Here is a 24,175-nt window from a genome sequence, read left to right on the forward strand (position 1 = left end):
TCCTTGGCATAAGACACCGCCCTGGATGAGCCGGATTTCTGCGCAAGAGTTTTAATGACCGGCATATCCAAAAGCTCTGCAGGAGCCAGATGATTTTCTACTGCAAAAATCACCTCGTCCAAATAATCTCTTAAAAACTTTACAATCTCTGCCGTTCCTGCCAGCATTCTGGGTGCCTTTAGAGAGAGTTCTACGCAGTCGCAAGCCGGCTTCCAAAGCAGGCTGAGCATTCCTTCATTGGCCATATATTCCATGGAAGAGGCCAGATTTGCAAGATTGGACAAGTCTTTTCCCCGCCAGTCTAGATACGTTATGTCTGCGAAACTTGGTAGAAGAAGTCCTCTCTCCCAGGCTTCTTGATTTGCTTTTAGTGCGTCCCCCGCATTTTCATCACTAAGATTCCCAAAGACTGCAATCCAGTTCATCAGCGCGCCCATGCTAAGAGGCTTTCTCCTTCTTGCAACCTGTCTTAAGATAAGGCCCTGTCCATGATAGACTTCAGAGTCTCTATGAACTGCCGTAAGAGCAAAATCTCCCCAATTTGGGAAGATAGAAAACAGCTTTGCATAACCGTCGGAAAATCTATCAGGTAAGAGGCGAAGGCTTTCCGGCTGTTTCAATTCTATCCTCCAATAAGGCGTTTCTCCCGGGATGAATTCCGGTTCCACATAAGAATCCTGTAAATATCCGGAAAGTACAGCTCCCAGCAAAACTTCTCTTTCCTCCTCATCCTTTAAGAGTTCTCCTGAGGGAAGAAGAATTTTTAAGTCAATATTTTGCAATGTTCCCCTATACTTTTGAAGTTCTTCCTCGGTCAGATTTTCAAGATTCAGTCTTGTCAACGCCAGCTGTAAGTCAGGCTCCGAAACATACAGAATATTCTCTGCCCGGTATAAGGATAAACGCTCCACTAAATCCTCCGGACAGATGCTTAAATCCTCATAACTTGGGGTACTGAGCAAACAGGGCCATTGTCCCATGGTATGAAACAGGAATTCTCGTCGCATATACAATAGTGTATAGTAGCGAGTTTTTATCATTTCTTTGCCCTCTATCCATACCGACTCTTTTCTATCCTGCAGCATATTTTTTTCGATCTTCTTTGCCCAGCTTTTTAAGGACCATAAACCTCCGGCATCATTGTTAGGAATCCCCACAAGACTCATTCTTGCTTCTTCAGGATTTTGGTAGGCTATCTGGTTTGCCATGGCAATAAATCTTTCGAAAACAATATCCTCAACACATTCCTTTCTTTCTGAAAGTACTGCTGCCAAGTCCGTTAAACTTTCCAAAGAGACATTACCCAGAGAAAATCTCGGCACTTCCCACAAAGTGGGTGTTTTTCTCCATAAGCCCCGTAGCTCTTTCTTGCACTCTTCTTTTTCCGGCGATATGCCCCAAGACTTTCCCACCTTGCCGGCAAGATTTACGATACTCTTATCCTCATCCTGCAAATAAAGGGAAAGCCACTCTGCATAGTCTTCTTCTGCATTTGGCTTTTCTCTTTTTAAAACAGAATTTAAGATGAGTTTTTTCACTTTGTTTCCCTTTGCCGAGGTACAGGAAATCAATACCGGAGACAAAAGTTCTTCGGAAACCTTCTCAATCAGAATAGGGGCAAATCTCTCCAGCACGGGGCTTTCCCCTAGCCCCAAGAGAGGAATAAGATTTTCCGCATCGGATACTATCTCCTCCTCTGTCCAGCCGATTTTATCCAAAATCTCCAGCCATGCCTTCCTGTCTCCCGGCCTTTTCGCAATCTGTAAAGCTTCAAAGACATAGTTTTTTGCCGCCTCTGTACTAAAGAGCTGATTCTCCGCTCCCCAAAGGAGTACTTTGGAAAAAGGTCCTGTTGCAGCAATCCCCAGAGAAATACCCAGCTCTATATGCTCTAAAAATCTTCTGAGAACCTCCTCTTTTTCCAGTACAAAACTCTCATCAAAATTATAGTCCTTTTTTTCCCTCCCCAAAAGAATGGCAGAAGCAGCCGACCAATCCTTCATATACTCCACAGATTCCGGAAGGGGAAGATTCATCTTATGTACCAGCTTAAGGGCCAGCATACCAAGAACGGACAGGGAATGCTCCCATGCCCTTCTGTTGGATGTACAGGCTGCCAAAACAAAATTTTGGGCATAGTTTGCTCCCCTTGCCATAATGGCCTGTAGAACAATCTCATCCCCTCGACTTAAAATATTTGCCGCTCTTTTGGCCTCCACACCTACCCGTATAGCAAAAACACCAAGCTTCTTAAGGTCTACATCCACAACCGGAGCAAAGCCGTAGCTGTTCTCGGATAATTGTTTGATTTGCACCCATTCTCCGGATTTTAGTCCATCCCTTGCAATCTCTTGCTCTTCCTTCGTTCCTATCCCGAGGCTTAAAATATTTTCATAAGCCGTTTCCTCATAGCCTAAAGAACGGTAGATTGCAACAGTGCTTTCCAGTTTGCTTGCCATAGTAAACTCCTTTATCTGCTTTTCAGCCGAATGATATCCCTTTGTCGCCCTATCGACTTACAGTCCTTAGATTATATTGCTCGCTGAATTACAGCCCTTAGATTATATTACTTGCTGAATTAGATTCCTTAGGCTATCTGCTTGCCGGCTTATACCTATACTCCCTTTCTTAGTTTCACTGCCAAAATGTGCTTGCAAGGCCCCCTACTGTTTCGATGCTTTAAATACCACGTACACGTGCATTTTGCATTTTCCACTCCGGATCCTTCCGGGTAAATCACTCTGTAGTTTGTCTCCCCCGACTTCACATACCAAAGGGAATCCTCCACAAAGACGGTGTCCTCCATGAGCTTTTTTGCCGCCACAAGTCTCGGATTGTCATTTAATACTCTATCCGGGTCGTCAGGAAGCTCTCTATGGAAAAATGCATTTTCATGGACATCAAAGCCCAGTTTTCCGGAAACAGCCAGAAGTTCCATAGCATCATGAATATTATTCTTATCCACGCCTAAGGATGCAGAGATTTTTTCAAGTTCAATTCTTGGCTCAAAATTCAGTTCATTATCAATTCTGTCGGCACATTCCAAAGTCTCTAAGTCTGAAAGTGCTTCCAGCAAAGCCCCTTCTCCGGAATAACCTTCATAGCTCTTAGCTGTAAGGCTCAGGGTAATGCTCGCACCCCTCATACAAACTTCTATCATCATTTGCCCGTGAGCAGCCCCTTCCGGAGCATAAAAGTTAATCCTGTTCGCATGACTCATGAGACGCTTCAGCCCGCTAAGCCGATGAAGACCGCTAATATATACGCTGTCTTTTTCTTCCCTAAGCTTTAAGATTGCACCGGTTTTTGTGGGGCATAGCCATCCGGATTGTTCCTTACCGGTAACAGGAGGAAGCCCTGCAATAAAGGCCTTTGCCGGCATTCCTTCCAGATGGAATTTGTATTTCATTTTTTGATGAAGCACGGCGCAATTTCCCAAAGCTCGAATCCAGCGATCCGGCATTTGCACGGGGCGCTCTATCAGGATATCTGTAAGCAAGGTTCCATCCGAAAGCTTCTTACTGTGTAAGCTCTTCCAGCCCTCATCACCGATAAGAAACTTTAATTTATCTTCCTGCTTTATTTTACAAAGGGCTTGTCTTAGTTTGACGCCTATATCCACATTGGTAGTACCGTAAAGGATTTCTCCATCCAAAGCACTTTGGAATATATCCAGCCTTGCATAAACACCGTTACAAGCCGAAAAGCATTCCGCTCTAAGCCTATCCCCCTGGGCAGAAAGTACAGGATCCTTCTGTGCTGCAGGCACATACTGAAAATATCTGGTACTTACAATATCCGCAAGGACCAAAAGTCCTCCCGCGATAATCGCAGAATTCACGATTTCTCCATGAAAAAACAGGGGATTTTCCTCTATCCCTTTGGGGGTGAGGGCCGGTGCTATGGATAAGGCTAAATTGCCGTCATACAGGCCGGATATGCTTTTAAATTCTCTCATACGATGCTCCTATCATGCCAAAGGGGGCTTTCCTATGTACATCTTATAAAAATGGAAGCATATATACCGGAATATAGTTGATTCCGTTCTCCCACTTATAATCCTTAGTATGCACAAGATATTTATTCCCTATACGGCTTCCAAACTTTTCACAAAATTGATCCAATGATTTGTGACATCGGTAATTTCCCGACTTCACCTCTATAGGACATATCTTGTTTCCTGCCGAAATTAGAAAGTCGATTTCATATAAATGATTGGACGAATTATTACCCATTGTGTAATAGAACAGATTGTTTCCCTTGGCAATAAGCATCTGCGCAACAGCATTCTCATATACATACCCTAAATTGGCTTCCAGCTTATCGGAAAGCAACTTATTGTAAATGATATTCTCAACATAATTCTTATCTCTGAATGCAAGTGTCACAAACAATCCAACATCGGAAGTGAATAACTTGTATTTTCCCACATCCTTTTCCAATGCCATGCCGACCGCGGGATTATTTGCATGATATGCTATATTAACCGTGTAAGAACTTAAAATATCCGGCAAAAGCTCACGGACTCGCTCCGACCGTGTTCCTTCTCTCGCATTTGATAATATATATCGCGATGCATTACTGCTTAGATTTGCAGGAATAGCATCATATATATCTCCGGCCAGACCTGAAGCATCAATCTTTGTAAAATCTTCTTCATAAAGATCCACTATTTCCCTTTTAATCTCATCTACTGCTTGCAAATTATTCTTTTCCAGATATGTTTCTACAGCCTGAGGCATTCCCCCAATCAGCATATATAATCTGAAAATTCTCATAAGATTTCTATGAATTGCATTCCCCGCAGGTCTCTTTTTTTCCAAAAGTGTCCTGATTGTTTCGATGGAAACCTCATCTCCGATTGCCCATAAAAATTCTTCAAAATCCATCGGATACATAGAGATTTTATGTTCTTCACTCGGAATCAAAATATCTTTTGTATTCTTCTTAATCGAGAGTAAAGAACCTGTCTCAATAAATTTATATCTCCCATCTGCAACGAGATACTTGATGGCCTGTCTTGCTTTAGGGAGCAACTGGACTTCATCAAAAATGATGACTGACTCTTTCTCATACAATTTGGTGCCGCTTAATTGCTGCAACTGTAAAAAGAAAAAATCCAAATCATAAGTATCCTCAAATAAATCTTTTATGTCCTTACTTACATGAGCAAAATCTATCATGATATAGGATTTGAACTCTTTTTTCGCAAATTCTTCTACTATTGTAGATTTACCGACTCTTCGTGCTCCCTTAACCAGCAACGCATATTTATCGCTGCGATTCTCTTTCCATTCAAGAATTTCTCTATATATCTTTCTTGCAAATAAAGATTTTTTCATACTGAAGTCCACCTTTCCAAAGAAAGTATAACGCAAATCCCCACTTAAAGAAAGCTAAATTCAGCGCAAATCCCCATTCAAAAAAGTGTGTTTTCTACGCGAATCCCCATTTAATATCCATATTAGTATTTCGTTTTTTATGTAGGGCTTCTATTTTTCCTCCTTTTTAGGTAATAAAAAAGGCGATAGGGTATTTTTATCGCCTTGTGAAGATATAAATATTATTTTTTCAGAGTAGGATTTATATTATGTAGTAAAATGTTTCTGAACTGTTCCTCTGCCCTTGGTATGTTGTTTTGCCTTGCAATGGAATTATACATTATTGATTTTTTCTCGTCTTGATCAATAGTTCCACAACCATTTTGATAAATGTCACTTAGAATATAAGAAGCTAGAGTGTCACCTAAATTAAAGTTTTCTTCAAGTAATTGAATCGCAAATTCTTCTTTCTTTTCTACCACGATTCCAAATAAGTAACATATAGCCATATAGTCTTTTGCAATAGATATGCCTGCATCTGCTGACATTTTTATGTATTCAGTTGCTTTTAGAACATTTCGAGTAATTTGAGGTTCACCAAATAAATACAAATAACCTGCTTGAAACATTGCTTCCACATGCTGTTTTTCTGCGGCTTCACAAAAATAGCATAGTGCCTTTCTTAAATTATACTGCTCATTCGAGGTTAACTGTTCCAATCCTTTACGATACTCTTCTTCCCCATCCATTTTAAAAATATTTTCCATAATGCATCTCCTTGCTATTGACTATTTATTATATTTATTTCCAATTATTATAGGCGAATAATCACTGTATCTCCACCTAATTTTGCTTTCCCCTTTCGTTTAATATAACTCTCCACGTCAAAACTATTTTCCTTATCATAGTCCTTCAATAGTCTATAGTTCTTATGCTTTGTTACATCATATTTATCGGAGAAAAAAGGTCTGACTCCTCTAAGCTAAAAGATTTATTCTGCCCAATTCTCAATTCTCAGAACACTCACTCCGGAAAATTCTTTCACGTTATTCGTTACAACTGTATATCCAAGAGACTGCGCATGACCTGCAATCATCATATCGAGAGGACCTATAGCTGTTCCTTTCTTCTCCAAATCTGCTCTAATCTTCCCATAACAATCAGCCGCCTCCACGTCAAAACCCAGAATCTCCATATTCGCTAGAAACATGGAGAGTGCCAATCTGTTCTTCTCCACAGCTACACTCTTTTCTACACCATGCACCAACTCGGCATATGTGACCGATGATATACACACATCCTCAGGATGAATAGTCTGTATTTTTCGAAATACCTTTTCCGGCTTATGCTTTATTACATAAATGCAAATGTTGGTGTCAAGCATATACCTCATAGCTCGTCACGCTTCTGTACTATATCTGTTGTTCTTCCGTCCGCCATGAAATCATCTGAGAACATATCTATTGCTTTCATAAATGAATCCCACTTGTTTTGTTTAGGAAGCAGAATAACAATATCACCTATCTTATTTACCACTACCTCATCTGATGAAAACCGGCACTCTTTAGGAAGTCTGATTGCCTGACTTCTTCCATTTTTAAAAACCTTTGCAGTCATCATATCGATCACCTTCCTTTTTCTTGTAATATATACAAAAATATATACCAAGATATATACCAAGTCAAGAAAAACCTTTCTACATATCCTATTTTTGTGTTCTTTCTTATACCTCTTTTCTTTTTAAGTAAATCGTACAATGGTACCCCTATAATCTTTCCCTGCACAATCTCTTCGGCTAAGTGCTGCTCTAGAAACAAGAACTTTAGATGATTTTTTTGTTCCAATCTGCATTTTTTTCATCCAGAAGAATACCAAAACAGTTAGCCACACAATTCTGTTGCATGAGAATCTTTCATAAATCTCTCTAACTAAAACAAACAGAAGTATGAAATGGTGTAAATACAGTCTTCCTGTTTGATATTGTTTTTTTGAAAATAGAATTCCAAGTCTGATACCCGAATAATGATTTAAAGAAAAATCTACCGCCTCGCTTCCGACAATGCACATAACATCGATTTATTGTAATTACTTTTTGTCGTCATTTAATAATGTATAACTTGATTCTCATCTTTAACATGCCTATATTAGAGACAAACGGAGGTAATTACTATGGCATATACAGCAGATATTCTCGACAGTCTTGTTCCTATTACACAGTTTAACCGCGGTCAGGCTTCCAGAATTTTTGATCGTCTTCATACCGAAAACCAGCTCATCGTATTAAAAAACAACCAGCCGGCGGCTATTATCCTGTCTCCATCTGAATTTCAACGTCTAAGTGAAATCGAAGAAGACTATACTTTGCTCCTTGAGGCAACAAGACGCCTTAAAGAAGATTCTTCTTCCACGTCTTCCCGAGAAGAAGTGATGTCTGAACTTAATATCAGTGAGTCAGAGCTTGCTGCCGCAGGGGATATGGTGATGGAATGATCTGGCAGATTGAATATTTGGAAGAGGCCAAAAAGGATCTGAAAAAGCTGGATCGAAGTGCTCAGATTATCGTTATCTCCGCACAAGCAGACGAGCAGGTATATTTAGAGGCTACCAAACGGAGAACGAAGCACGAACTGTAACATACATATTGTTATGAATAAAAGAAGGACTGCAAAAAATTGCAGTCCTTCTTCATGTGAAAGTATTTTGATTCACAACATTCAAAAACTCTTACAAATGTGCTATTTAACTTATCCTTAGCATTTTTATTTCTTCAAAATTTCATTAACGTTTTCCTTGGTATACACTACATTCGTTGCAATAACTTCCTTAGGAACAGACTGTCCGTAAATCAAATTAGAGCAAAGGTCTGCAGAAATCTTACCCTGATCCTCAGTTCCCTGGGAAACTGTTCCTGTCATACCACCGTTAACAATGGCATTCAATCCATCAGAGGTAGCATCTACACCATAAACTTTAATCTTATCTGTAAGTCCTGCCTCCTTAATTGCCTGCGCTGCACCAACTGCCATACCGTCATTCTGAGCTACAACAGCCTGAATGTCGGAGGATGTAAGCCAGTTCTCAGTAAGGGTTAATGCCTTAGCGGTATCCCAGTCAGCACTGTCTGATGCAATAACCTTTACATCCGGATACTCTGCAAGAACAGAATCAAAGCCTTTAGAACGTCCAACCTGTCCGTCTGATCCCATTGGTCCGAGAAGCTCAACAATATTTCCCTTTCCGTCAAGATCTTCCATAACCTTCTTCATTAATGCAGCACCTGTAGATTCATTATCTGCTCCAACAAATGTATCTGCAGCATTCTGATCACTAATTCTCTGGTTTAATATAACAACTTTTACACCGACTTTCTCCGCATCCTTTACCGCTTTCACGATGCCGTCTGTAGATACCGGCTCAATGATGATTCCGTCTACGCCAAGTGTCACTGCCTGTTCAATCTGGCTCACCTGTGTTGCTACGTCATTCTTTCCATCATAGATTTTGAAGGAATCTCCTGTGTAGCCAAGCTCTTCCGCTTCTTTTTGTACGGAAGAGGATAAAGTCTTTACAAACTCATTTGTCATATGAGACATAAAGAGTGCCATAGACTTCTTTTCCTCATTTTTCGCCCCGCTAAACTGCTCTGCCTTAGCATCCTTTACAACATCAGAAACTTCCTGTTTGTCTGTCGAAGCCTCCTTGCCTGCTGCTGTAGTTGCCTCAGCTTCTGCCTTTGTTTCCGCTACAGTAGTGCTTTTGCTGTCGGAAGCTCCTCCACAAGCGGTCATCATCAATGACACAGCAAGAAATAAGCCTACAATGATTCTTTTCTTCATAATTTCCTCCTTTGAAATATATTGTTTATGCGCTCGTCTTTTTACCTCTTAAATCAAGATATACAGCGACCGCAATAATGATTCCTTTAATAATTTGTTGGAAGTTGGATGAAACCCCTAAAATATCTAATCCGTTACTAATCAATGCCAAAAGTAATGCACCAATAATGGTTCCATACCATTTTCCCGAACCACCGGACATACTTACTCCGCCGATAACCACTGCAGCAATAGCATCCATTTCATAGCCTACGCCAACCGTGGGGGAGCCTTGCATAGTTCTTGATGCAATCAGTAAACCCGCAATGCCGGAAAACACTCCGCAAATGATATAAACGCGAAGCAACATACTCTTCACATTGATTCCTGAAACTTTTGCCGTAATACTGTTTCCGCCGATAGCATATACATGACGGCCAAAAACTGTTTTATTCAAGATAAATCCACTAAATACGGCAATGAGTAAAAAGTAAAGCACCAAAATCGGAATCACATTTGCAATAGAAATCCCTGCAATTCCCTCAAACTGTTCCTGTAATCCAAATACCGGAGAACCCCCACTTAGAATCAGCGCCGCACCTCGCACAATGGACATGGTTGCCAGTGTAATAATAAAAGGCGGTAATTCCGCATAGGCTGCTCCGAATCCATTAACCAGCCCTATCAGTGCGCCTGTCCCCAGTGCTCCTAGAATCGGAACAAATATGGGAATACCTTGCATCTGTGCAAGATAGGCCGCAACAACTCCTGACAATGCAACAACAGATCCTGCAGAAAGATCGATGCCTCCGGCAATAATAACAAACATCATTCCACATGCCAAAACGCCATTAATAGAGGCTTGCTTTACCACGTTAATTAAATTTCTGGGTTTAGCAAAAGCATTAGGAGAAAGTATCATCAGAATGATTACCAGCACTATAAAAACAACAAATATACCGTAATTCTTGAAGTTTATTTTTTTACGATTCATTGTGTCATTCCTCCTTTTCTTGCAGATGCAAGTCTCATGATTGCTTCCTGGTTAAACTCATCTTTGTTCAACTCTCCGGTGATATATCCTTCAGACATTACATAGAGACGATCACAAATTCCCATCAATTCCGGCATTTCTGAAGAAATCACAATAATCGCTTTCTTTTGTTCCGACAGAGCATTGATTAGTTCGTAAATTTCATGTTTTGCACCAACGTCTATTCCTCTGGTAGGTTCATCAAAGATAATAATTTCCGGCTCTCCTAAAAGCCACTTTGCTAAAACCACCTTCTGCTGATTTCCCCCGCTTAAATTTCCTACAAGCTCATCCCCATTTGGTGTTTTAATACGTAGCTTCTTGATATATTCCTCAGTAACTTCCCCTTCTTTTTTGTCTTGAATAATGCCATGTTTACTTACTTTTTCCGCCAGAGACACCATTGTTACATTTTCTTTTATACTTCCAATCAAATTCAATCCTGATCGCTTGCGATCTTCCGTAGCAAATGCAATCTTATGGCGAATAGCATCTTTGGGATTATGAATTTCAATTTCTGTGCCATTAATGCGAAGTTTACCCTTTTCTCTTGGGGAAACTCCAAAGAGTGCTTCCATTGTCTCACTTCGACCGGAACCTACTAACCCGGCAAATCCCACAACCTCTCCTTCTCTTATTTGAAAGCTGACATCCTTTACATATTTTCCACTTGCAAGATTTTCTACTTCAAATAGCACCTTGCCGGGATGATTACTTTTCTTGGGATAAACATCCTGAAGCTCTCTTCCCACCATTGCACGGATTAAATCTTCTTCTGTGAAGTTTTTAGTCTCATCTATACGAATCAGGTGACCGTCACGAAGTACTGCGATTTTGTCTGAAATTTTGAAGATTTCATCCATCTTATGAGATATATAAATAATCAAAACACCGGCTTTTTTCAGCTTTTCTATCTGTTCGAAAAGAATTGCAGCTTCTGCTTCCGTAATTGCCGAAGTAGGTTCGTCCATAATAATTACTTTGGCATGAACAGATATCGCTTTTACAATTTCAATCAATTGCATTTGGGCAACAGAAAGATTCCGCATCAAGTCTTTTGCATCAATTTTTATCCCTACAGAATCCAAAAATGCCTGTGCTTGTTTTCTTTGTTCATCCATATCAACGCGGGCGAGCATTCCCTTCTTTTTGATTTCTCTTCCCAGGAAAATGTTTTCAGAAACCTCCATATCCAAGAGTACATTCAGTTCCTGATGAATCATGACAATTCCCTTATCCATAGCAGCCTTGGGACTTTGAAATTGCTCTTTATTTCCCTCCAGAAAGATTTCTCCACGATCTGCTTGGGCAATTCCCATCAGAATTTTCATCAGAGTAGATTTCCCGGCTCCATTTTCTCCCATAAGCGCAAGAACTTCACCACCTTCTGCGCTAAAGGAAATATCGTCCAGTACTTTTACCCCCGGATAATCTTTACTGATATTTCGCATTTCTAAAAGATGACTCATATATTCACCTCACAGCTAGTTCCTAATCATCTACTTTCATGCATCCAAGAAAAGTTTTTCCCATCATTTCTTCCAAATATAATGTATATCACTAAAATCTATTTAGATTTCATTGCATATATTTTGGATATAGTATGGGCTATTTTTGATAATATTATTGTTATATTTTGGATTATAATTCCTTGGAATGAGGCAGTCAATGCCGACTATCATATTCGTGATTTTACATACATCTCCATGGTTATAATTATTTATTATTACCCAATTAATTTATATTAATAATTAACTCTTTCAAATAAAGCCTCTATAGCTTTCTATATTCCATCACTTAAACATCTACGTACATTCTGTGCCATTCTGACATACAAAAAAGAGCATTTTCGATGCATGCCCTTTTAATCAATCTCCTCCAAATATATTTTTGCAATATAGTTGCCCGAACTTACAAATCTTTCTTCCTCATCCGCCTTGCTTTTGCAGGCTGTTAGTAACGCAACTGACATAAGAGCAATTACTATTGTGGTTCCAATTTTCTTCATGCATACCTCACTTATAAAATTGGCTGTTAATATCGTCTTAACGCAGTGTATCAGTTTATAAAATAAATTGATACACTTTTCTTTAACACTATTTATACCGTGTAACTACATAATTACTATTACTGTTTTCAATTACTATACCTATATCCATATTTATAAGTTCACCTATATGTTTTGAAGCTTCATTTGTAATAAGCCCTTTTTTTAAGAATCCTATACTTACTGTAATATCCGAGTTCACACATATATCCGACTCCCCTGTATCACCATTCATTCCTGAGTTTATATCGGCACTTACCACACTTGCATTTGAATCATTTATAGCCTTTATAAGAGAATATACCGGTTCTTTTACCTCACCGCTGAAGCCTGTGCCATATATACAATCCAGAATATAATCATATGAATTAAATTTTTCAAGCAAAGCACTGTAGTCCATGCTTTCATCCAAAACATTACACTTTATACCGTTTTGCTTACAAATATCGAAATAACACTGTCCGTCCTCCGAGAACTTATCCTTTATCAAAAGAATCTCTACCTCTATTTCTTCCGTATTTAACAGATCTGCAACCACATATCCGTCACCTGCATTATTTCCGCTTCCGGCAACTACAAGTACTTTATCACCTATATTCCAGTCACCTACATAGAATATTGCCTCACCTGCCCTGTACATTAACTCCTTACTGTCTACAAAATTTGCAATTGTATAGCTGTCGGCATCTCTCATCTCTTTTACAGACAGCACCTTTTTTTGTTCAAATGAATCAAAGAATTTTTTTACAAGTTTTCTGTAATCACTTTCCTTTATTTCCATACCCCTGGCACCCATCAGTTCAAACTCTACACCCATTTCCACAACTCTTGTGTCAATTGTTTCAAAACCGTTCTTTCTGTAGAAATCCAGTCTTTTCTTTCTCTGTTTAAAATTATCGCTTTCTTCTTCAACCGGTTCTATTGCCAGCGAAAGCCTCGGATGCATCTTCTTGTACTCACGCAATATTTTACTTCCGTATCCGCTCTGCCTTAATGAATTTTCTATAGCAAAATAGAAAATATATGAAAGCTCATCTCCCACCAATGTATGTATAAATCCGAGCCATTTGTCATCATCATAAATTGACAAAAACTCCACACCTCTGTCATTTCCGACCAATACCATGATATAAAAAGGTATTCTCTCTTCAAAAGGGAAGGCATCAAAATAAAGTTGTTTTATTTCTTCCAGATTTTTTGTATTCTCATCTATTATCTCAAATCTTATCATTATTCTCCTATCCGAAAACATGGCTTTTATTCTCCACCATATTTTTTCTTTATTGCTCCACATAGCGACATATGGATTCGTAAAAGTTTCATTTAAGAATTTTACTTCAATCTTTCTAAACTATTTTTCATTTCTTGACATGACAAATAAGTCTGTCTTTGACAGTTTTGAAGTAAATGGTAAATAACCTGTCCGTTCAAAAAAATCTGCCAGCTCTCAGGATAGCAGATTTTTCTTTACCTTACGAAGAAATTCTTCGGAGAAGCGGTTCAGGGGCATTGCATTAACATACTTATTTTTCCTATAGAAATTTACATTACTACCAAATTATTATGAACTTGCACTGCTATATCTTTTTAAGGCCAATCTATAGCACATTCTTGTCAACATAAAAAATACTATCGACAATAAAACAATTTCTATCGTATCAATCATTCCTACTTTTCCTAATATTTTTTCAGCCGGAACATTTGAAACTGTTGCAAGCGGTATAATATAGATCATTAAAATTCTTATCATTCCCTTATAAATATTTTGAGGATACTCCAGAAATTTCAACGCACTTAAAAACAGTTCATGCATCGCTCCAATTTTTATAAAAATAATTGATAGCAACTTCCTGCGTTCTCCTCTTATTTCACTGCCAAACCCCAACATATAACCTATGACCGGATACTGGTATCCTTTTCCAAGCTTTTCTTTGACTTGCCCCACCTGAAGAATATCTCCTTTAGCTTTTCTGCTTCAAATACAGGTATGTGCAATTTCTCCGTCACTTCATAAAGCTTTCTGGAACATCTCTTGTCAAGGATTTTTACCAAATGATTTCCTCTCTTTATGCTCCAGTTATTGTGGTTATACTTCTTTCTTCTGGATATAATGCTCCAGATATGGTTTTCCATGGTTCCCATATTTTTATATACTATCCCTTCCGGACTCTTTGGCGTGGAAAGGACACGTTTATGGTATGGAACTAGTTCTTCTTTATTAATTTTTTGAACGGACAGGTTATTTACCATTTTCAAAATGATCTCTAAATACCATTAATCTGATTATTAGAATAGTATTCAGAATAGCTGCTAATATAAGACCGGCTCCAACCCAAAGCAAATCTATCGCAAACCCTATAATGAAACATAGGCTCCATTTCATAATTTGCTTACCACAAATGATGCATAGTTCTTTGCTTTTATTTGATATATTTTCGTCAAAATCATGTCCAGTTAAATATCGAATTGCTCTGCCGTTCGATTTAATAAATATAATACCTATAATCAAATAGAGCAAAACCATCATGAAATCGATACCTAAAAATACAAACATATTTATTGCCTCTTTCTCTTCCGTTTGCCATGAAATCATCCGAAAACATATCTATTGGTTTCATAAACGAATCCCAGTTATTCTGTTTTGGAAGCAAAATAACAATATCCCCTATCTGATCCACCATCAATAAATTCAATTCTTCCTCATCGCTATCATGAGCCTATCGATTTATACCTTCTAACGCCAAATTTAAAGAATAAGCAACACGGAATCAAAAAAATAAGCGATAGCAATGGAAAACCAATATAATACGCTTCGGATTTTCTGCCAATTATATACAATAATGGATAATATTGAAACATCGCCAGCGGTATGATGTAGGTAAGAATTGATAAAACAGTCTTCCCATAAATGGAAAACGGGTATTTACCGAATTCCTTTGCTCCATATGTAAACAAATTTAAAAAATCTAAATCCTGTACTGTGAAGAAAGTAAATGTCGCCTTAAACAAAAACATGGAAAAAAACAAAATGCTTCCACAGACAATCATTAGAGCGAGGGTAATTATCTTTTTATAGTCCCATTGAATAGCAGATTTACCGATTGCATATGCAAGCGTTCCTACAGCCTGAATCAATAGTCCTATGCGTGTAAAATCCACACTCGGAGCCAGTATTTGAAGTACAACATTACCCGGTCTTACTAATGCTCTATCAAATTCACCATTTCCAAGTATGGTACCAAATCTAGCTAATCCGCCGCCTATAGCTTCACCAATTGAGAAAGATAAAACTACAATCGCGTAACACAAAATCACATCGGTATAGTTAAAACCATATATCTTATCCACATGTTCAAAGATAAAGTTGATACTGAATAATCCTGCAAATGCAGTTATAAACTGACCTAAAACTGTCATGAAAAAGGATATCTTATATTGCATTTGGCTTTCTAAATTCAGTACCATCATCTTGAGATAAACCTTCATTACGCTTATCCTCCCTGAACAACTACATGCTTTATGGAATGATTCATCAAAGCCTTTCCAATTGCAATTAGAATAATCATCCATATAATTTGCATAGTAATTCCTTTTAAAATCTCTGTACCGGTAATATTTCCACTGTATATGAGTAACGGAGTACTCTGCATAGACGAAAAGGGAAGATATTTCACTATAGCTAATATCTTTTTAGGAAAAAAAGTTATCGGAATCATTCCTCCTGATAGAAATGAACTTACTGCGGTAACTATAATTTTTATCCCTCGTTGAGCTATTGTATAAAACAATGTAATAAACATTATCATGGCAAACGCTACTACAAGTCCCAGTGCCAGAATGACAGAAACAATAAATGCAAATACCTGTAGAACGCTCATAGGAAACTGCAGTCTATATGGTTCCGGGAGTATAATTGCTATCACTATTACCGGGATACAAGTTATCATTGTAGATGTGACTCTATTGGCTACGGCCTGAGAATACCATTTTCCATATAGATCCATAGGCCTTACCAGTTCATATGCTACAGCGCCATTATTAATAACACTATACATCTCTCCATCATACGCAACTACAGCAAGCATATTCATTACAATTCTTTTTACCCAAACGTATGAGACAATTTGAGAAAACGTCATAGGCAGTACATGCCCCGCAGAATTATACAGTGCCACATACATCATCAGTTCCAACAATACCCATACTATATTGGAAACTATAGCGCCAAATGTAACCATCCTATACTGAATATTATTTATAAGGCGAATTCTAAATACTGATAGATACTTCTTCATATCTGATACTCCTTATAGAGTCTTGCCACCATTTCATCTGCCGATATATCAGATACTTCCAAATCAATTATTTCAGTCTCACGAGACAAATACGCAATTCCTTCAGAAACAGAAATTATCTTAGGGTCTAATGTGATTCTTATTTTATCATCTTGTTGTTCTAAGTAATTCATCCCTTCACATAGCTCAGGAGTTTTTCCATGGTGTTTGATTATTATCTCTTTCTTATCCGAAACCTTCTTTTTTAGTTCCTCAAGGCTTCCATCCAAGAGAATTTGACCTTTTCCAATTAACATTACACGATGTGTTAATGCTTCAATGTCCTGCATGTCATGTGTTGTTAATATAACTGTAGTTCCTTTTTCTGCATTGATTCTTTTTATAAAATCCCTTACCGCCAACTTAGATATCGCATCCAAACCAATGCTTGGTTCATCCAAAAAAAGAATTTTGGGATCATGTAATAATGACGCTACAATTTCACATCTCATTCGTTGGCCAAGACTAAGATTTCTAGCAGGCGTTTTAACTATTTTCTCTAAATCCAGTAGCTGGCACAATTCCGATACATTCTGTTTATATGTACGACTATCTATATCGTACATATCCTTAATCAATTCAAAACTATCAATGATTGGAATATCCCACCACAACTGGCTTCTCTGCCCAAACACAACCCCGATGTTTTTAACATATGATTTTCTGTCTTTCCATGGAACATAGCCATCTACAATACAATTGCCTTTATCAGGAGTCAGAATTCCGCACAATATCTTTATAGTGGTACTTTTGCCGGCACCATTAGGTCCTATATAGGCAAGAATTTCTCCATCATCAATTTTGAAGCTGATGTCATTAAGAGCTCTTACAGTATCATATTTTCGTGAAAATAAAGCTTTAACAGCGTTATGAAAGCCCGAATCTCTTTTAACCACTTTATACTCTTTCGTAATATGTTCCACTTCAATCATGGCAATCTCCTACTATCTGTTTTGTTGTCATAGACAAGTAATCACATAGTTGTATTAATCCATTTTTATATTATATTCCAATATCATACTGTTTTACATTAATAAATTCCTATTCTTGATTTTACAGTAAAAATACACACTATAATTGTTAGTGTGTATTTTGGGCCAAAACTTCATCTTGATTTCTTGATTTTTAAAATAATTTCTAATACACTATAACAATTTATATTAAATATTTTTGCCAAGTTTATACATTCAGGGATTGAGGTTGGCTATGAAAAAAAATGAATTAAAAAGAATACCCTTTTCTGTTGGGAAAAAATGGTTTTGTCTTTCACTAATATCAATAATCTTTCTAAGTTCCTATAATTTAATGATTTCATGGCAATTGCAAAAAATCATTGACGTTGCGGCGAGAAGAGATAAGACTCCTCTGCACTGGGTAGCGGCAATATCACTATTTTCATTTATTTTATTTATTATTTTCTATTACGTATTTAGGTTTGCTCACCCCAAATTTTTGCAAACAGCCTCTTACTCTTATAAAGAATTTTTATTCTCAAAAATTCTCTGTAATAATAGTGACTTAATTCACAAAAATGGAACGGGAAATATAATTTCGAAACTTACTAATGATCTTAACTCAATAGAAGAGCATTATTTTGATTTTTATGTGAATTTGATTGATATAGGTGTCAGTTTTATTGGAGCAATAGCGTTGATGATTTGGTATAGCCCGTTACTAACACTTATAGCCATTGTTTTATCAATATTACCTATATTAATTTCTATACCTGCATCGAAGCAAATAACAATAGCCGAAAAACATCTTTCGGATAATAATGCAATTTTTGTAGAATTCCTGCGAGACACATTGTCTGGTTTTTCTGTCATAAAAAGTTTCAATGCTGAGAAAGAATTAGGACAACGTTTCAATGATGAGAATAAAAATATTGAAACCGCAAAATTCCTTCGTAGATTTGCCGATGAAAATATTAATCTTTTATCCACTGCAGCAAGTGTAATTATGAGAATCGGAGTTTTTCTTTTCGGAGCATGGTTATCATTATCTGATACCAATATTACACCTGGAATTGTACTTGTATTTCTTCAGCTTGTTACTTTTGTAATTTCTCCAATCGAAAAAGTGCCTTCACTTTTAGCAAATCGCAAAGCATCATTATCTATTATTGATAATGCTTCGGATCTTATTGACGAGCATTATAGCAATAAATCATTCGTAAAAATAGATACTCTTAGCTCTGGAATAGAAATAAAAAATCTTTCCTTTTCGTATGAGCCTGCATCACAAGTACTGAATAACCTTTCTCTTAAATTTGAAGCAGGTAAAAAATATGCTATTGTTGGTCCTTCCGGTTCAGGTAAAACCACATTATTTAATCTACTATCAAAGTATAGTGATGATTATAATGGCGAAATCCTTTTTGATGGTATAGAATTGCGAGAACTTAGTTACTCATCTATTTTAAGTATAATTTCTGTTATACATCAAAATGTTTTTGTCTTTAATGATACTATATATAACAATATAACGTTATATAAAAAAATCCCCGATGAAAAGTTCAACTCAGTAATACAACAATCCGGCCTTTCATCATTTCTTGGCCTTCATGGTAAAGATTACCTTTGTGGTGCAAATGGTATAAATCTATCTGGTGGTGAAAAACAACGCATCTCCATTGCAAGAGCACTTCTTAGAGGCACACCAATATTGCTAATGGACGAAGCCACATCTGCTTTAGATAAAAAAAATTCACACGAAATAACCAGTTCTGTTTTAAAAATGACTGATGTAACAGCTCTTATAATTGCACATCGTTTGGAAGAAAGCCTTTTAAAGAAATATGACGGTATTTTCGTTCTAAACCATGGGCACTTAGCTGAATTTGGCACATTTAATCAGCTTATGGAAAACAAGGGGTTGCTTTACTCACTTATTAGAGTCGCGCAATCATGAAATTTTTAAAGGATATCCGTTGATACCCTTCTAAAATAGGGTCCACGCTAGTTGTAATGTTTTATCAACACGTTGTGTCCATCCTCTAAGTTGTTTTGAAATAGATTGAACCGCCCTACAGCCTTGATTTACAAAGGTGTAGGGCGGTTTTTATCAATACGTTTTTCCTATAAGCCAACTCTTAATACAACTTCGCTCCTGCCGGAATGTGATTATCCACCATCAAGAGGTGCAATTCTTCCTCATCACTATCCTTCTTCTGGTTAATGGCGGAAAGTAGCATACCTCAGGACTCTACTCCCATCATTGCTCTTGGGGGAAGATTGGTGATGGCAATCAAGGTCTTTCCAATCAGCTCTTCCGGCTCGAAGTATGCATGAATTCCGGAAAGGATCGTTCTGTCGCTACCGCTTCCGTCATCCAAGTTAAACTGTAAAAGCTTCTTACTCTTTGGAACGGCAAAGCAATCCTTTACCTTTACCGCACGGAAGTCGGACTTGCTGAAAGTTTCAAAGTCAACCTGTTCTTCGAAGAGAGGTTCAATCTTCAAGTTTGAAAAATCAATCTTTTCCGGAACGGTCGCAACTTGGTCGCAAATTCCGTTTTCAGTACCCTTAGATGCCCTATTTCCCTCATCCTTCTTCTCTAGGGACTTCATTGTGGGGAAAACAAAAACTTAGGCAGTCTAAATCGTTATAAGTGATTATATCTATATTTTCAAACAATCGATTTATGTCTCTGATTTTATAATTCTACGCTTATCTACATAAGTAGTCGCAAATCAGTCGCATACTGGTCACAAGACATATTATATTAAACTATTAATTGTTCTTTACTATGTTTACTGTTTCTTTCAAAAAACTCTTCGAAATTAATCAACTCGGATTTTATTAATACCTTTGTTGCTTCAGCATATGTATCCATGGTGGTTTCAGCATCTGCATATCCTAAAATCTCTTGCATTGCTTTTATGTTTACCCCGGCTTCGCACATTCTAGTGGTAAAAGTATGTCTCAAAGAATGGTTACTGAACTTCGGAAGAATGATTGCATCTTTCTGATTGATCTTATCAAGTATCTCAAAATCGCAAACTCTTATAATTCTCCTAAGTGCTCTTTTCCTTTTAGAAGTATTAACCTATCAAAATATATTCTCTATTTAAAATTGAATTGTCTATTTCTATCCTCTCTTTACAATGTAAAAGCCACAGAAAACTGAATAGTTTAAATTTCCATAATTTCGGTTGCAGGTTTGAGGGTTTGTAATCCTTTTCCCACTAGCATCTACATTTGTAACTCTTGAATGTCCTCTTTTGTGTGACCAATACCCATTAGTATTAAGTACATACCAATGGCAATCCCTATTTGGCGTAATGACTAACACAACTTTATACTCTCCTGAACCTGGACGTTCACTTGAGCTTGATCTTCTAATATAGCGTCCTCCACCTAAACGAGAACCATCACGCACAACAGCACTAAAGATACTTGTTCAGATAACGACTCAAAAGTTCGTCCTGATAGTTGACCAGGCTGTAATTTTCCTACAAAATTTTGAATTAAGTCTATTGAATAGGCATAACAATTAGCTTTCTTTATACGATTGCTATTATTCCACCAACTTGGATTATATACTGGTGCTCCTAATCTAAAAGGCACTATATCATCTATGTCTAATTCATCTAGTTCTGGTTCGGATACCGTAATATCTTCAGGATTGACAATCATCTTTTGTAGGTCTAGTGGCTCATAATTAATGCAATCTTGTTCATCCGGAGATAAAGAATTATACCAACCTAACCACTCTAATGTGTCTTCTGATAGTTCTTTTTGTTCAATAGCAACACCCTGATAATACAACGTATCATTCTCTAAGGCATAAGTATTAAATCCAACATTCAATGATAATAAACATATACTTAAGACCAGAGACATTATTTTAAAATATTTTTTCATCTTGCATTCCTCCTTGCTTAATAAAAATCTTCAAGTATATATTTTTCTATTCTTTTATATTGTATATTGCCAGTATAAAATAGCGAAAAATACTTGATTATAGCAACATTCCAATACTAAACAAAATAATAATCTCTATTCTTGTATCTCATAGGATTTATCTTTTTCATAAAAATTGTACTCCTTTCCTTTCTTTAGGTTTTTTATCACTACAGGTATTTGCAAAATACTAAAATCAAATTAATATTTTTTGCTTATGTGCCTATAGTAAATTATCCATTCACTATTTATAATAGATTGATTTAGTAAGCTTTTGTAAGAACCTATTGCTACAAAAATGCAAAGAATCATCAATAAATACAAGATAGCCGTTCCTATACTTAGCAAAAATGTTAGAAAAGCGGTGCTAACCGATAATAGAAGACTAATAGGAAACAAGACAAGCTTAAATAGTATTCTCACAGGCAATCTCTTTTCTTTATTTAACTATCTATTCATCTACATTCGATTACTAAGTTTATAATAACACACGGGATGAAATTGCAAATCATCAATTCTTTTTTTATATAAAATGGCGGATGAAGTTAACTTCATCCGCCATAAGGCATAATCTCTTCGTCTTCAAAATATTTCAACAATAAACAAAATACTAATACAGCTTCGCCCCCGCCGGAATATGGTTATCCACCATCAGCAAGTGCAATTCTTCCTCATCACTATCCTTCTTCTGGTTAATGGCGGAAAGTAACATTCCGCAGGACTCTACGCCCATCATTGCTCTTGGGGGAAGGTTGGTAATAGCAATCAAGGTCTTTCCGATCAGCTCTTCCGGCTCATAGTATGCATGAATTCCGGAAAGGATCGTTCTATCCGTACCGCTTCCGTCATCCAAAGTAAACTGCAAGAGCTTCTTGGACTTTGCTACCGGAACGCAGTCCTTTACCTTTACTGCACGGAAGTCGGACTTACTAAAGGTCTCGAAATCCACAGTTTCTTCAAACAATGGCTCGATTTTCACATTGCTGAAATCGATCTTGTTGTTTGGCGTAAAGAAGCCTGTGTTGGCATTTCCTGCCTCACCCTCTTCACCCTTCTTTCCCTCATCCTTCTTGTCCAAGGACTTCATTGTGGGGAAGAGCAGTACATCACGGATGGAAGCCGCATCGGTAAGAAGCATTACCAGACGATCAATGCCGTAGCCGATTCCTCCTGTTGGAGGCATTCCGATTTCCATAGCATGAAGGAAATCTTCGTCGGTGTGGTTTGCCTCTTCATCTCCCGCATCTGCCAAAGCATCCTGCGCCTTGAAACGCTCTCTCTGGTCGATAGGATCGTTTAGCTCGGAATAAGCATTTGCCATCTCTCTTCCATAGATAAAGAGCTCAAAACGCTCTACCTTGGAAGGGTCGGAAGGCTTCTTCTTGGTAAGGGGAGAAATCTCCACCGGGTGATCCATAATAAAGGTTGGCTGTACCAGCTTCTCCTCACAGTATTCCTCGAAGAAGAGGTTTTCGATGTCTCCGATACCATGGTGCTCTTCATAGGCAATCTCTTTTTCCTTCGCCAGGGCTCTGGCCTCTTCCAAGGTCTTAATCTGATCAAAGTCAATGCCTGCATATTCCTTGATAGCTTCGGTCATGGTCAGACGGCGGAAAGGACTCTCCAAATCAATGGGGGTTCCCTGGTAGCTGATGTGCAGAGTACCGCAAACCTTTTCTGCAAGGTAACGGAACATGGACTCGGTCAGCTCCATCATTCCCTCGTAGTCTGTATAAGCCTGATACAGCTCCATTAAGGTAAATTCCGGATTATGTCTGGTGTCGATTCCCTCATTACGGAATACTCTTCCAATCTCATAAACTCTTTCCATACCGCCGATAATCAGACGCTTTAAGTAAAGCTCCAAGGATATACGAAGCTTTACGTCCTCGTTTAAGGCATTGTAATGGGTTTCAAAGGGACGAGCTGCTGCACCGCCGGCATTTTCCACCAGCATCGGTGTCTCCACCTCCAAGAAATCTCTTCCTGCAAGGAAGTTACGGATTTCCCGAAGAATCTGAGAGCGCTTCATGAAAACGGTACGGCTGTCCTCATTCATAATCAGGTCTACATAACGCTGACGATAACGGGTGTCCGTATCGGTTAAGCCATGGAACTTCTCAGGAAGGGGATAGAGGGACTTGGAAAGCAGGGTAATCTTCTCTCCATGAACGGAAATCTCCCCCATCTGGGTTTCAAAAACATAACCTCTAACTTCCACAATATCGCCAAGATCCAGCTTCTTAAACTTCTTGTATTCCTCTTCTCCAAGGCTTTCCCGGCTTACATAAACCTGGATTCTGCCGTCTCTATCCTGCAAATGCATAAAGCTGGCCTTACCCATAACACGCTTGGATAAAATACGTCCTGTAATCACGACCTGCTGATTCTCTAAGCTCTTGAAATTCTCTTTGATTTCAGTAGAATGATGGGTCTGTTCAGCCTTGGTGATTTCAAACGGATCTTCCTTAGCTGCCTGATACTCAGCCAGCTTATCATATCTGGCCTTTAAAATGTGGTTCATGTCCACCGGTGCATTACCCTTTTGCTTTTCCTGCTCTCCCATCCTTCTATCCTTTCTTTGCACTATTCGATTATTGCTTCATTATATTTTGATTAAAATCTTCTCTAAGGCATATCTTCATAGAAACATTCTTCATTAAATTATTCTTCACTGAATTATTCTTCATGGAATCATTCTTCATGGAATTATTCTTCACT

Annotated in this window: 21 protein-coding genes and 5 pseudogenes; 3 read left to right on the forward strand and 23 right to left on the reverse strand. The window is 37.9% G+C overall.

The genetic code is table 11. The annotated features are described in order from the left end of the window. The 7 genes and pseudogenes from RDQ32_RS00680 to RDQ32_RS00705 form a co-directional block, all read right to left on the reverse strand. Positions 1-2,459: DUF6493 family protein (locus RDQ32_RS00680; RefSeq protein WP_308578737.1), on the reverse strand; the 2,459-nt coding region annotated here is incomplete at its 3' end. A 155-nt stretch (positions 2,460-2,614) separates the two neighbouring features. After that, positions 2,615-3,958: an SWIM zinc finger family protein gene (locus RDQ32_RS00685; protein WP_308578738.1), complete on the reverse strand. Its 1,344-nt coding sequence runs from the start codon at positions 3,956-3,958 to the stop codon at positions 2,615-2,617. A 43-nt stretch (positions 3,959-4,001) separates the two neighbouring features. Then, a complete protein-coding gene (locus tag RDQ32_RS00690; protein ID WP_308578739.1) occupies positions 4,002-5,342 on the reverse strand; it encodes an AAA family ATPase in 1,341 nt (446 codons plus the stop codon). A 221-nt stretch (positions 5,343-5,563) separates the two neighbouring features. Continuing rightward, on the reverse strand, positions 5,564-6,088 hold the full coding sequence (locus RDQ32_RS00695; RefSeq protein ID WP_308578740.1) for a sel1 repeat family protein: 525 nt from the start codon (positions 6,086-6,088) through the stop codon (positions 5,564-5,566). 47 nt (positions 6,089-6,135) lie between these two features. Next, positions 6,136-6,321: pseudogene (locus tag RDQ32_RS11175) on the reverse strand (type IV secretory system conjugative DNA transfer family protein); the annotation flags it as partial. Beyond that, positions 6,322-6,714: pseudogene (locus tag RDQ32_RS00700) on the reverse strand (type II toxin-antitoxin system VapC family toxin); the annotation flags it as partial. Then, positions 6,711-6,941: a type II toxin-antitoxin system VapB family antitoxin gene (locus tag RDQ32_RS00705; protein ID WP_308578742.1), complete on the reverse strand. Its 231-nt coding sequence runs from the start codon at positions 6,939-6,941 to the stop codon at positions 6,711-6,713. The gene RDQ32_RS00705 and the pseudogene RDQ32_RS00700, both read right to left, overlap by 4 nt. A 549-nt stretch (positions 6,942-7,490) precedes the next feature. On the opposite strand from RDQ32_RS00705, the gene RDQ32_RS00710 reads away from it, so the two are divergent. Further along, positions 7,491-7,811 (forward strand): type II toxin-antitoxin system Phd/YefM family antitoxin, encoded by a 321-nt coding sequence (locus RDQ32_RS00710; protein WP_308578743.1) that lies wholly within the window; start codon positions 7,491-7,493, stop codon positions 7,809-7,811. After that, positions 7,808-7,954 carry a hypothetical protein gene (locus RDQ32_RS00715; RefSeq protein WP_308578744.1) on the forward strand — a complete coding sequence of 49 codons (147 nt, stop codon included), beginning with the start codon at positions 7,808-7,810 and terminating at the stop codon, positions 7,952-7,954. The genes RDQ32_RS00710 and RDQ32_RS00715 overlap by 4 nt, the downstream gene beginning before the upstream one ends. 126 nt (positions 7,955-8,080) lie before the next feature. Here the strand turns inward: RDQ32_RS00715 and RDQ32_RS00720 are convergent, their stop codons facing one another. The 12 genes and pseudogenes from RDQ32_RS00720 to RDQ32_RS00775 all read right to left on the reverse strand — a co-directional run bounded on the left by RDQ32_RS00720 (position 8,081) and on the right by RDQ32_RS00775 (position 17,482). Then, positions 8,081-9,157 carry a sugar ABC transporter substrate-binding protein gene (locus RDQ32_RS00720; protein WP_308578745.1) on the reverse strand — a complete coding sequence of 359 codons (1,077 nt, stop codon included), beginning with the start codon at positions 9,155-9,157 and terminating at the stop codon, positions 8,081-8,083. Positions 9,158-9,182: 25 nt separating this feature from the next. Further along, entirely contained in the window at positions 9,183-10,130 is a 948-nt protein-coding gene (locus tag RDQ32_RS00725) for an ABC transporter permease (RefSeq protein WP_308578746.1), read from the reverse strand. After that, positions 10,127-11,638 (reverse strand): ATP-binding cassette domain-containing protein, encoded by a 1,512-nt coding sequence (locus RDQ32_RS00730; RefSeq protein ID WP_308578747.1) that lies wholly within the window; start codon positions 11,636-11,638, stop codon positions 10,127-10,129. Before RDQ32_RS00730 ends, RDQ32_RS00725 begins: the two co-directional genes overlap by 4 nt. Before the next feature lie 395 nt (positions 11,639-12,033). Further along, positions 12,034-12,177, reverse strand: a complete 144-nt coding sequence (locus tag RDQ32_RS00735; RefSeq protein WP_308578748.1) for a hypothetical protein — start codon at positions 12,175-12,177, stop codon at positions 12,034-12,036. A gap of 88 nt (positions 12,178-12,265) precedes the next feature. Then, positions 12,266-13,447 (reverse strand): NAD(P)H-hydrate epimerase, encoded by a 1,182-nt coding sequence (locus RDQ32_RS00740; protein WP_308578749.1) that lies wholly within the window; start codon positions 13,445-13,447, stop codon positions 12,266-12,268. A gap of 330 nt (positions 13,448-13,777) precedes the next feature. After that, entirely contained in the window at positions 13,778-14,029 is a 252-nt protein-coding gene (locus tag RDQ32_RS00745; protein WP_308578795.1) for an ABC-2 family transporter protein, read from the reverse strand. A gap of 21 nt (positions 14,030-14,050) precedes the next feature. Next, positions 14,051-14,454: pseudogene (locus RDQ32_RS00750) on the reverse strand (ISLre2 family transposase); the annotation flags it as partial. 1 nt (position 14,455) lies between these two features. Next, a complete protein-coding gene (locus RDQ32_RS00755; RefSeq protein WP_308578750.1) occupies positions 14,456-14,770 on the reverse strand; it encodes a hypothetical protein in 315 nt (104 codons plus the stop codon). After that, a pseudogene (locus RDQ32_RS11130) lies at positions 14,700-14,900 on the reverse strand (antitoxin); the annotation flags it as partial. The gene RDQ32_RS00755 and the pseudogene RDQ32_RS11130, both read right to left, overlap by 71 nt. A gap of 25 nt (positions 14,901-14,925) precedes the next feature. Continuing rightward, positions 14,926-15,702: an ABC-2 family transporter protein gene (locus tag RDQ32_RS00765; RefSeq protein WP_308578751.1), complete on the reverse strand. Its 777-nt coding sequence runs from the start codon at positions 15,700-15,702 to the stop codon at positions 14,926-14,928. 5 nt (positions 15,703-15,707) lie between these two features. After that, complete coding sequence (locus RDQ32_RS00770; protein WP_308578752.1) at positions 15,708-16,511, reverse strand: ABC transporter permease; 804 nt, start codon at positions 16,509-16,511, stop codon at positions 15,708-15,710. Next, the gene (locus tag RDQ32_RS00775; protein WP_308578753.1) at positions 16,508-17,482 is read right to left on the reverse strand and encodes an ATP-binding cassette domain-containing protein; all 975 of its coding nucleotides are present in this window, start codon (positions 17,480-17,482) and stop codon (positions 16,508-16,510) included. The genes RDQ32_RS00770 and RDQ32_RS00775 overlap by 4 nt, the downstream gene beginning before the upstream one ends. Before the next feature lie 274 nt (positions 17,483-17,756). Here RDQ32_RS00775 and RDQ32_RS00780 point away from each other — a divergent pair, with 274 nt between their 5' ends. After that, positions 17,757-19,460: an ABC transporter ATP-binding protein gene (locus tag RDQ32_RS00780; RefSeq protein ID WP_308578754.1), complete on the forward strand. Its 1,704-nt coding sequence runs from the start codon at positions 17,757-17,759 to the stop codon at positions 19,458-19,460. Positions 19,461-19,641: 181 nt separating this feature from the next. Here the strand turns inward: RDQ32_RS00780 and RDQ32_RS00785 are convergent. The 4 genes and pseudogenes from RDQ32_RS00785 to lysS all read right to left on the reverse strand — a co-directional run. After that, positions 19,642-20,136, reverse strand: a pseudogene (locus tag RDQ32_RS00785) (lysine--tRNA ligase); the annotation flags it as partial. A 137-nt stretch (positions 20,137-20,273) separates the two neighbouring features. After that, the gene (locus tag RDQ32_RS00790) at positions 20,274-20,561 is read right to left on the reverse strand and encodes a tyrosine-type recombinase/integrase (RefSeq protein WP_308578796.1); all 288 of its coding nucleotides are present in this window, start codon (positions 20,559-20,561) and stop codon (positions 20,274-20,276) included. 347 nt (positions 20,562-20,908) lie between these two features. Then, positions 20,909-21,415, reverse strand: a complete 507-nt coding sequence (locus RDQ32_RS00795; protein WP_308578755.1) for a hypothetical protein — start codon at positions 21,413-21,415, stop codon at positions 20,909-20,911. A gap of 649 nt (positions 21,416-22,064) precedes the next feature. Continuing rightward, positions 22,065-24,020 carry a lysine--tRNA ligase gene (gene lysS, locus RDQ32_RS00800; RefSeq protein ID WP_308578756.1) on the reverse strand — a complete coding sequence of 652 codons (1,956 nt, stop codon included), beginning with the start codon at positions 24,018-24,020 and terminating at the stop codon, positions 22,065-22,067. Between the last annotated feature and the right edge of the window lie 155 nt (positions 24,021-24,175).

Source organism: uncultured Oribacterium sp., from assembly GCF_902481605.1.
In the GTDB taxonomy this organism is placed as follows: Bacteria; Bacillota; Clostridia; order Lachnospirales; family Lachnospiraceae; genus Oribacterium; species Oribacterium sinus.

What these genes read in the sequence shown, in the direction of transcription:
- RDQ32_RS00685 (WP_308578738.1), bottom strand. Translation starts at nt 3,958, where the DNA reads ATGAGAGAATTTAAAAGCATATCCGGCCTGTATGACGGCAATTTAGCC.
- RDQ32_RS00715 (WP_308578744.1), top strand. Translation starts at nt 7,808, where the DNA reads ATGATCTGGCAGATTGAATATTTGGAAGAGGCCAAAAAGGATCTGAAA.
- lysS (WP_308578756.1), bottom strand. Translation starts at nt 24,020, where the DNA reads ATGGGAGAGCAGGAAAAGCAAAAGGGTAATGCACCGGTGGACATGAAC.
- RDQ32_RS00725 (WP_308578746.1), bottom strand. Translation starts at nt 10,130, where the DNA reads ATGAATCGTAAAAAAATAAACTTCAAGAATTACGGTATATTTGTTGTT.
- RDQ32_RS00730 (WP_308578747.1), bottom strand. Translation starts at nt 11,638, where the DNA reads ATGAGTCATCTTTTAGAAATGCGAAATATCAGTAAAGATTATCCGGGG.
- RDQ32_RS00690 (WP_308578739.1), bottom strand. Translation starts at nt 5,342, where the DNA reads ATGAAAAAATCTTTATTTGCAAGAAAGATATATAGAGAAATTCTTGAA.
- RDQ32_RS00705 (WP_308578742.1), bottom strand. Translation starts at nt 6,941, where the DNA reads ATGATGACTGCAAAGGTTTTTAAAAATGGAAGAAGTCAGGCAATCAGA.
- RDQ32_RS00765 (WP_308578751.1), bottom strand. Translation starts at nt 15,702, where the DNA reads ATGAAGGTTTATCTCAAGATGATGGTACTGAATTTAGAAAGCCAAATG.
- RDQ32_RS00710 (WP_308578743.1), top strand. Translation starts at nt 7,491, where the DNA reads ATGGCATATACAGCAGATATTCTCGACAGTCTTGTTCCTATTACACAG.
- RDQ32_RS00740 (WP_308578749.1), bottom strand. Translation starts at nt 13,447, where the DNA reads ATGATAAGATTTGAGATAATAGATGAGAATACAAAAAATCTGGAAGAA.
- RDQ32_RS00755 (WP_308578750.1), bottom strand. Translation starts at nt 14,770, where the DNA reads ATGTTTGTATTTTTAGGTATCGATTTCATGATGGTTTTGCTCTATTTG.
- RDQ32_RS00795 (WP_308578755.1), bottom strand. Translation starts at nt 21,415, where the DNA reads ATGAAAAAATATTTTAAAATAATGTCTCTGGTCTTAAGTATATGTTTA.
- RDQ32_RS00745 (WP_308578795.1), bottom strand. Translation starts at nt 14,029, where the DNA reads ATGCATGAACTGTTTTTAAGTGCGTTGAAATTTCTGGAGTATCCTCAA.
- RDQ32_RS00770 (WP_308578752.1), bottom strand. Translation starts at nt 16,511, where the DNA reads ATGAAGAAGTATCTATCAGTATTTAGAATTCGCCTTATAAATAATATT.
- RDQ32_RS00695 (WP_308578740.1), bottom strand. Translation starts at nt 6,088, where the DNA reads ATGGAAAATATTTTTAAAATGGATGGGGAAGAAGAGTATCGTAAAGGA.
- RDQ32_RS00775 (WP_308578753.1), bottom strand. Translation starts at nt 17,482, where the DNA reads ATGATTGAAGTGGAACATATTACGAAAGAGTATAAAGTGGTTAAAAGA.
- RDQ32_RS00780 (WP_308578754.1), top strand. Translation starts at nt 17,757, where the DNA reads ATGAAAAAAAATGAATTAAAAAGAATACCCTTTTCTGTTGGGAAAAAA.
- RDQ32_RS00735 (WP_308578748.1), bottom strand. Translation starts at nt 12,177, where the DNA reads ATGAAGAAAATTGGAACCACAATAGTAATTGCTCTTATGTCAGTTGCG.
- RDQ32_RS00720 (WP_308578745.1), bottom strand. Translation starts at nt 9,157, where the DNA reads ATGAAGAAAAGAATCATTGTAGGCTTATTTCTTGCTGTGTCATTGATG.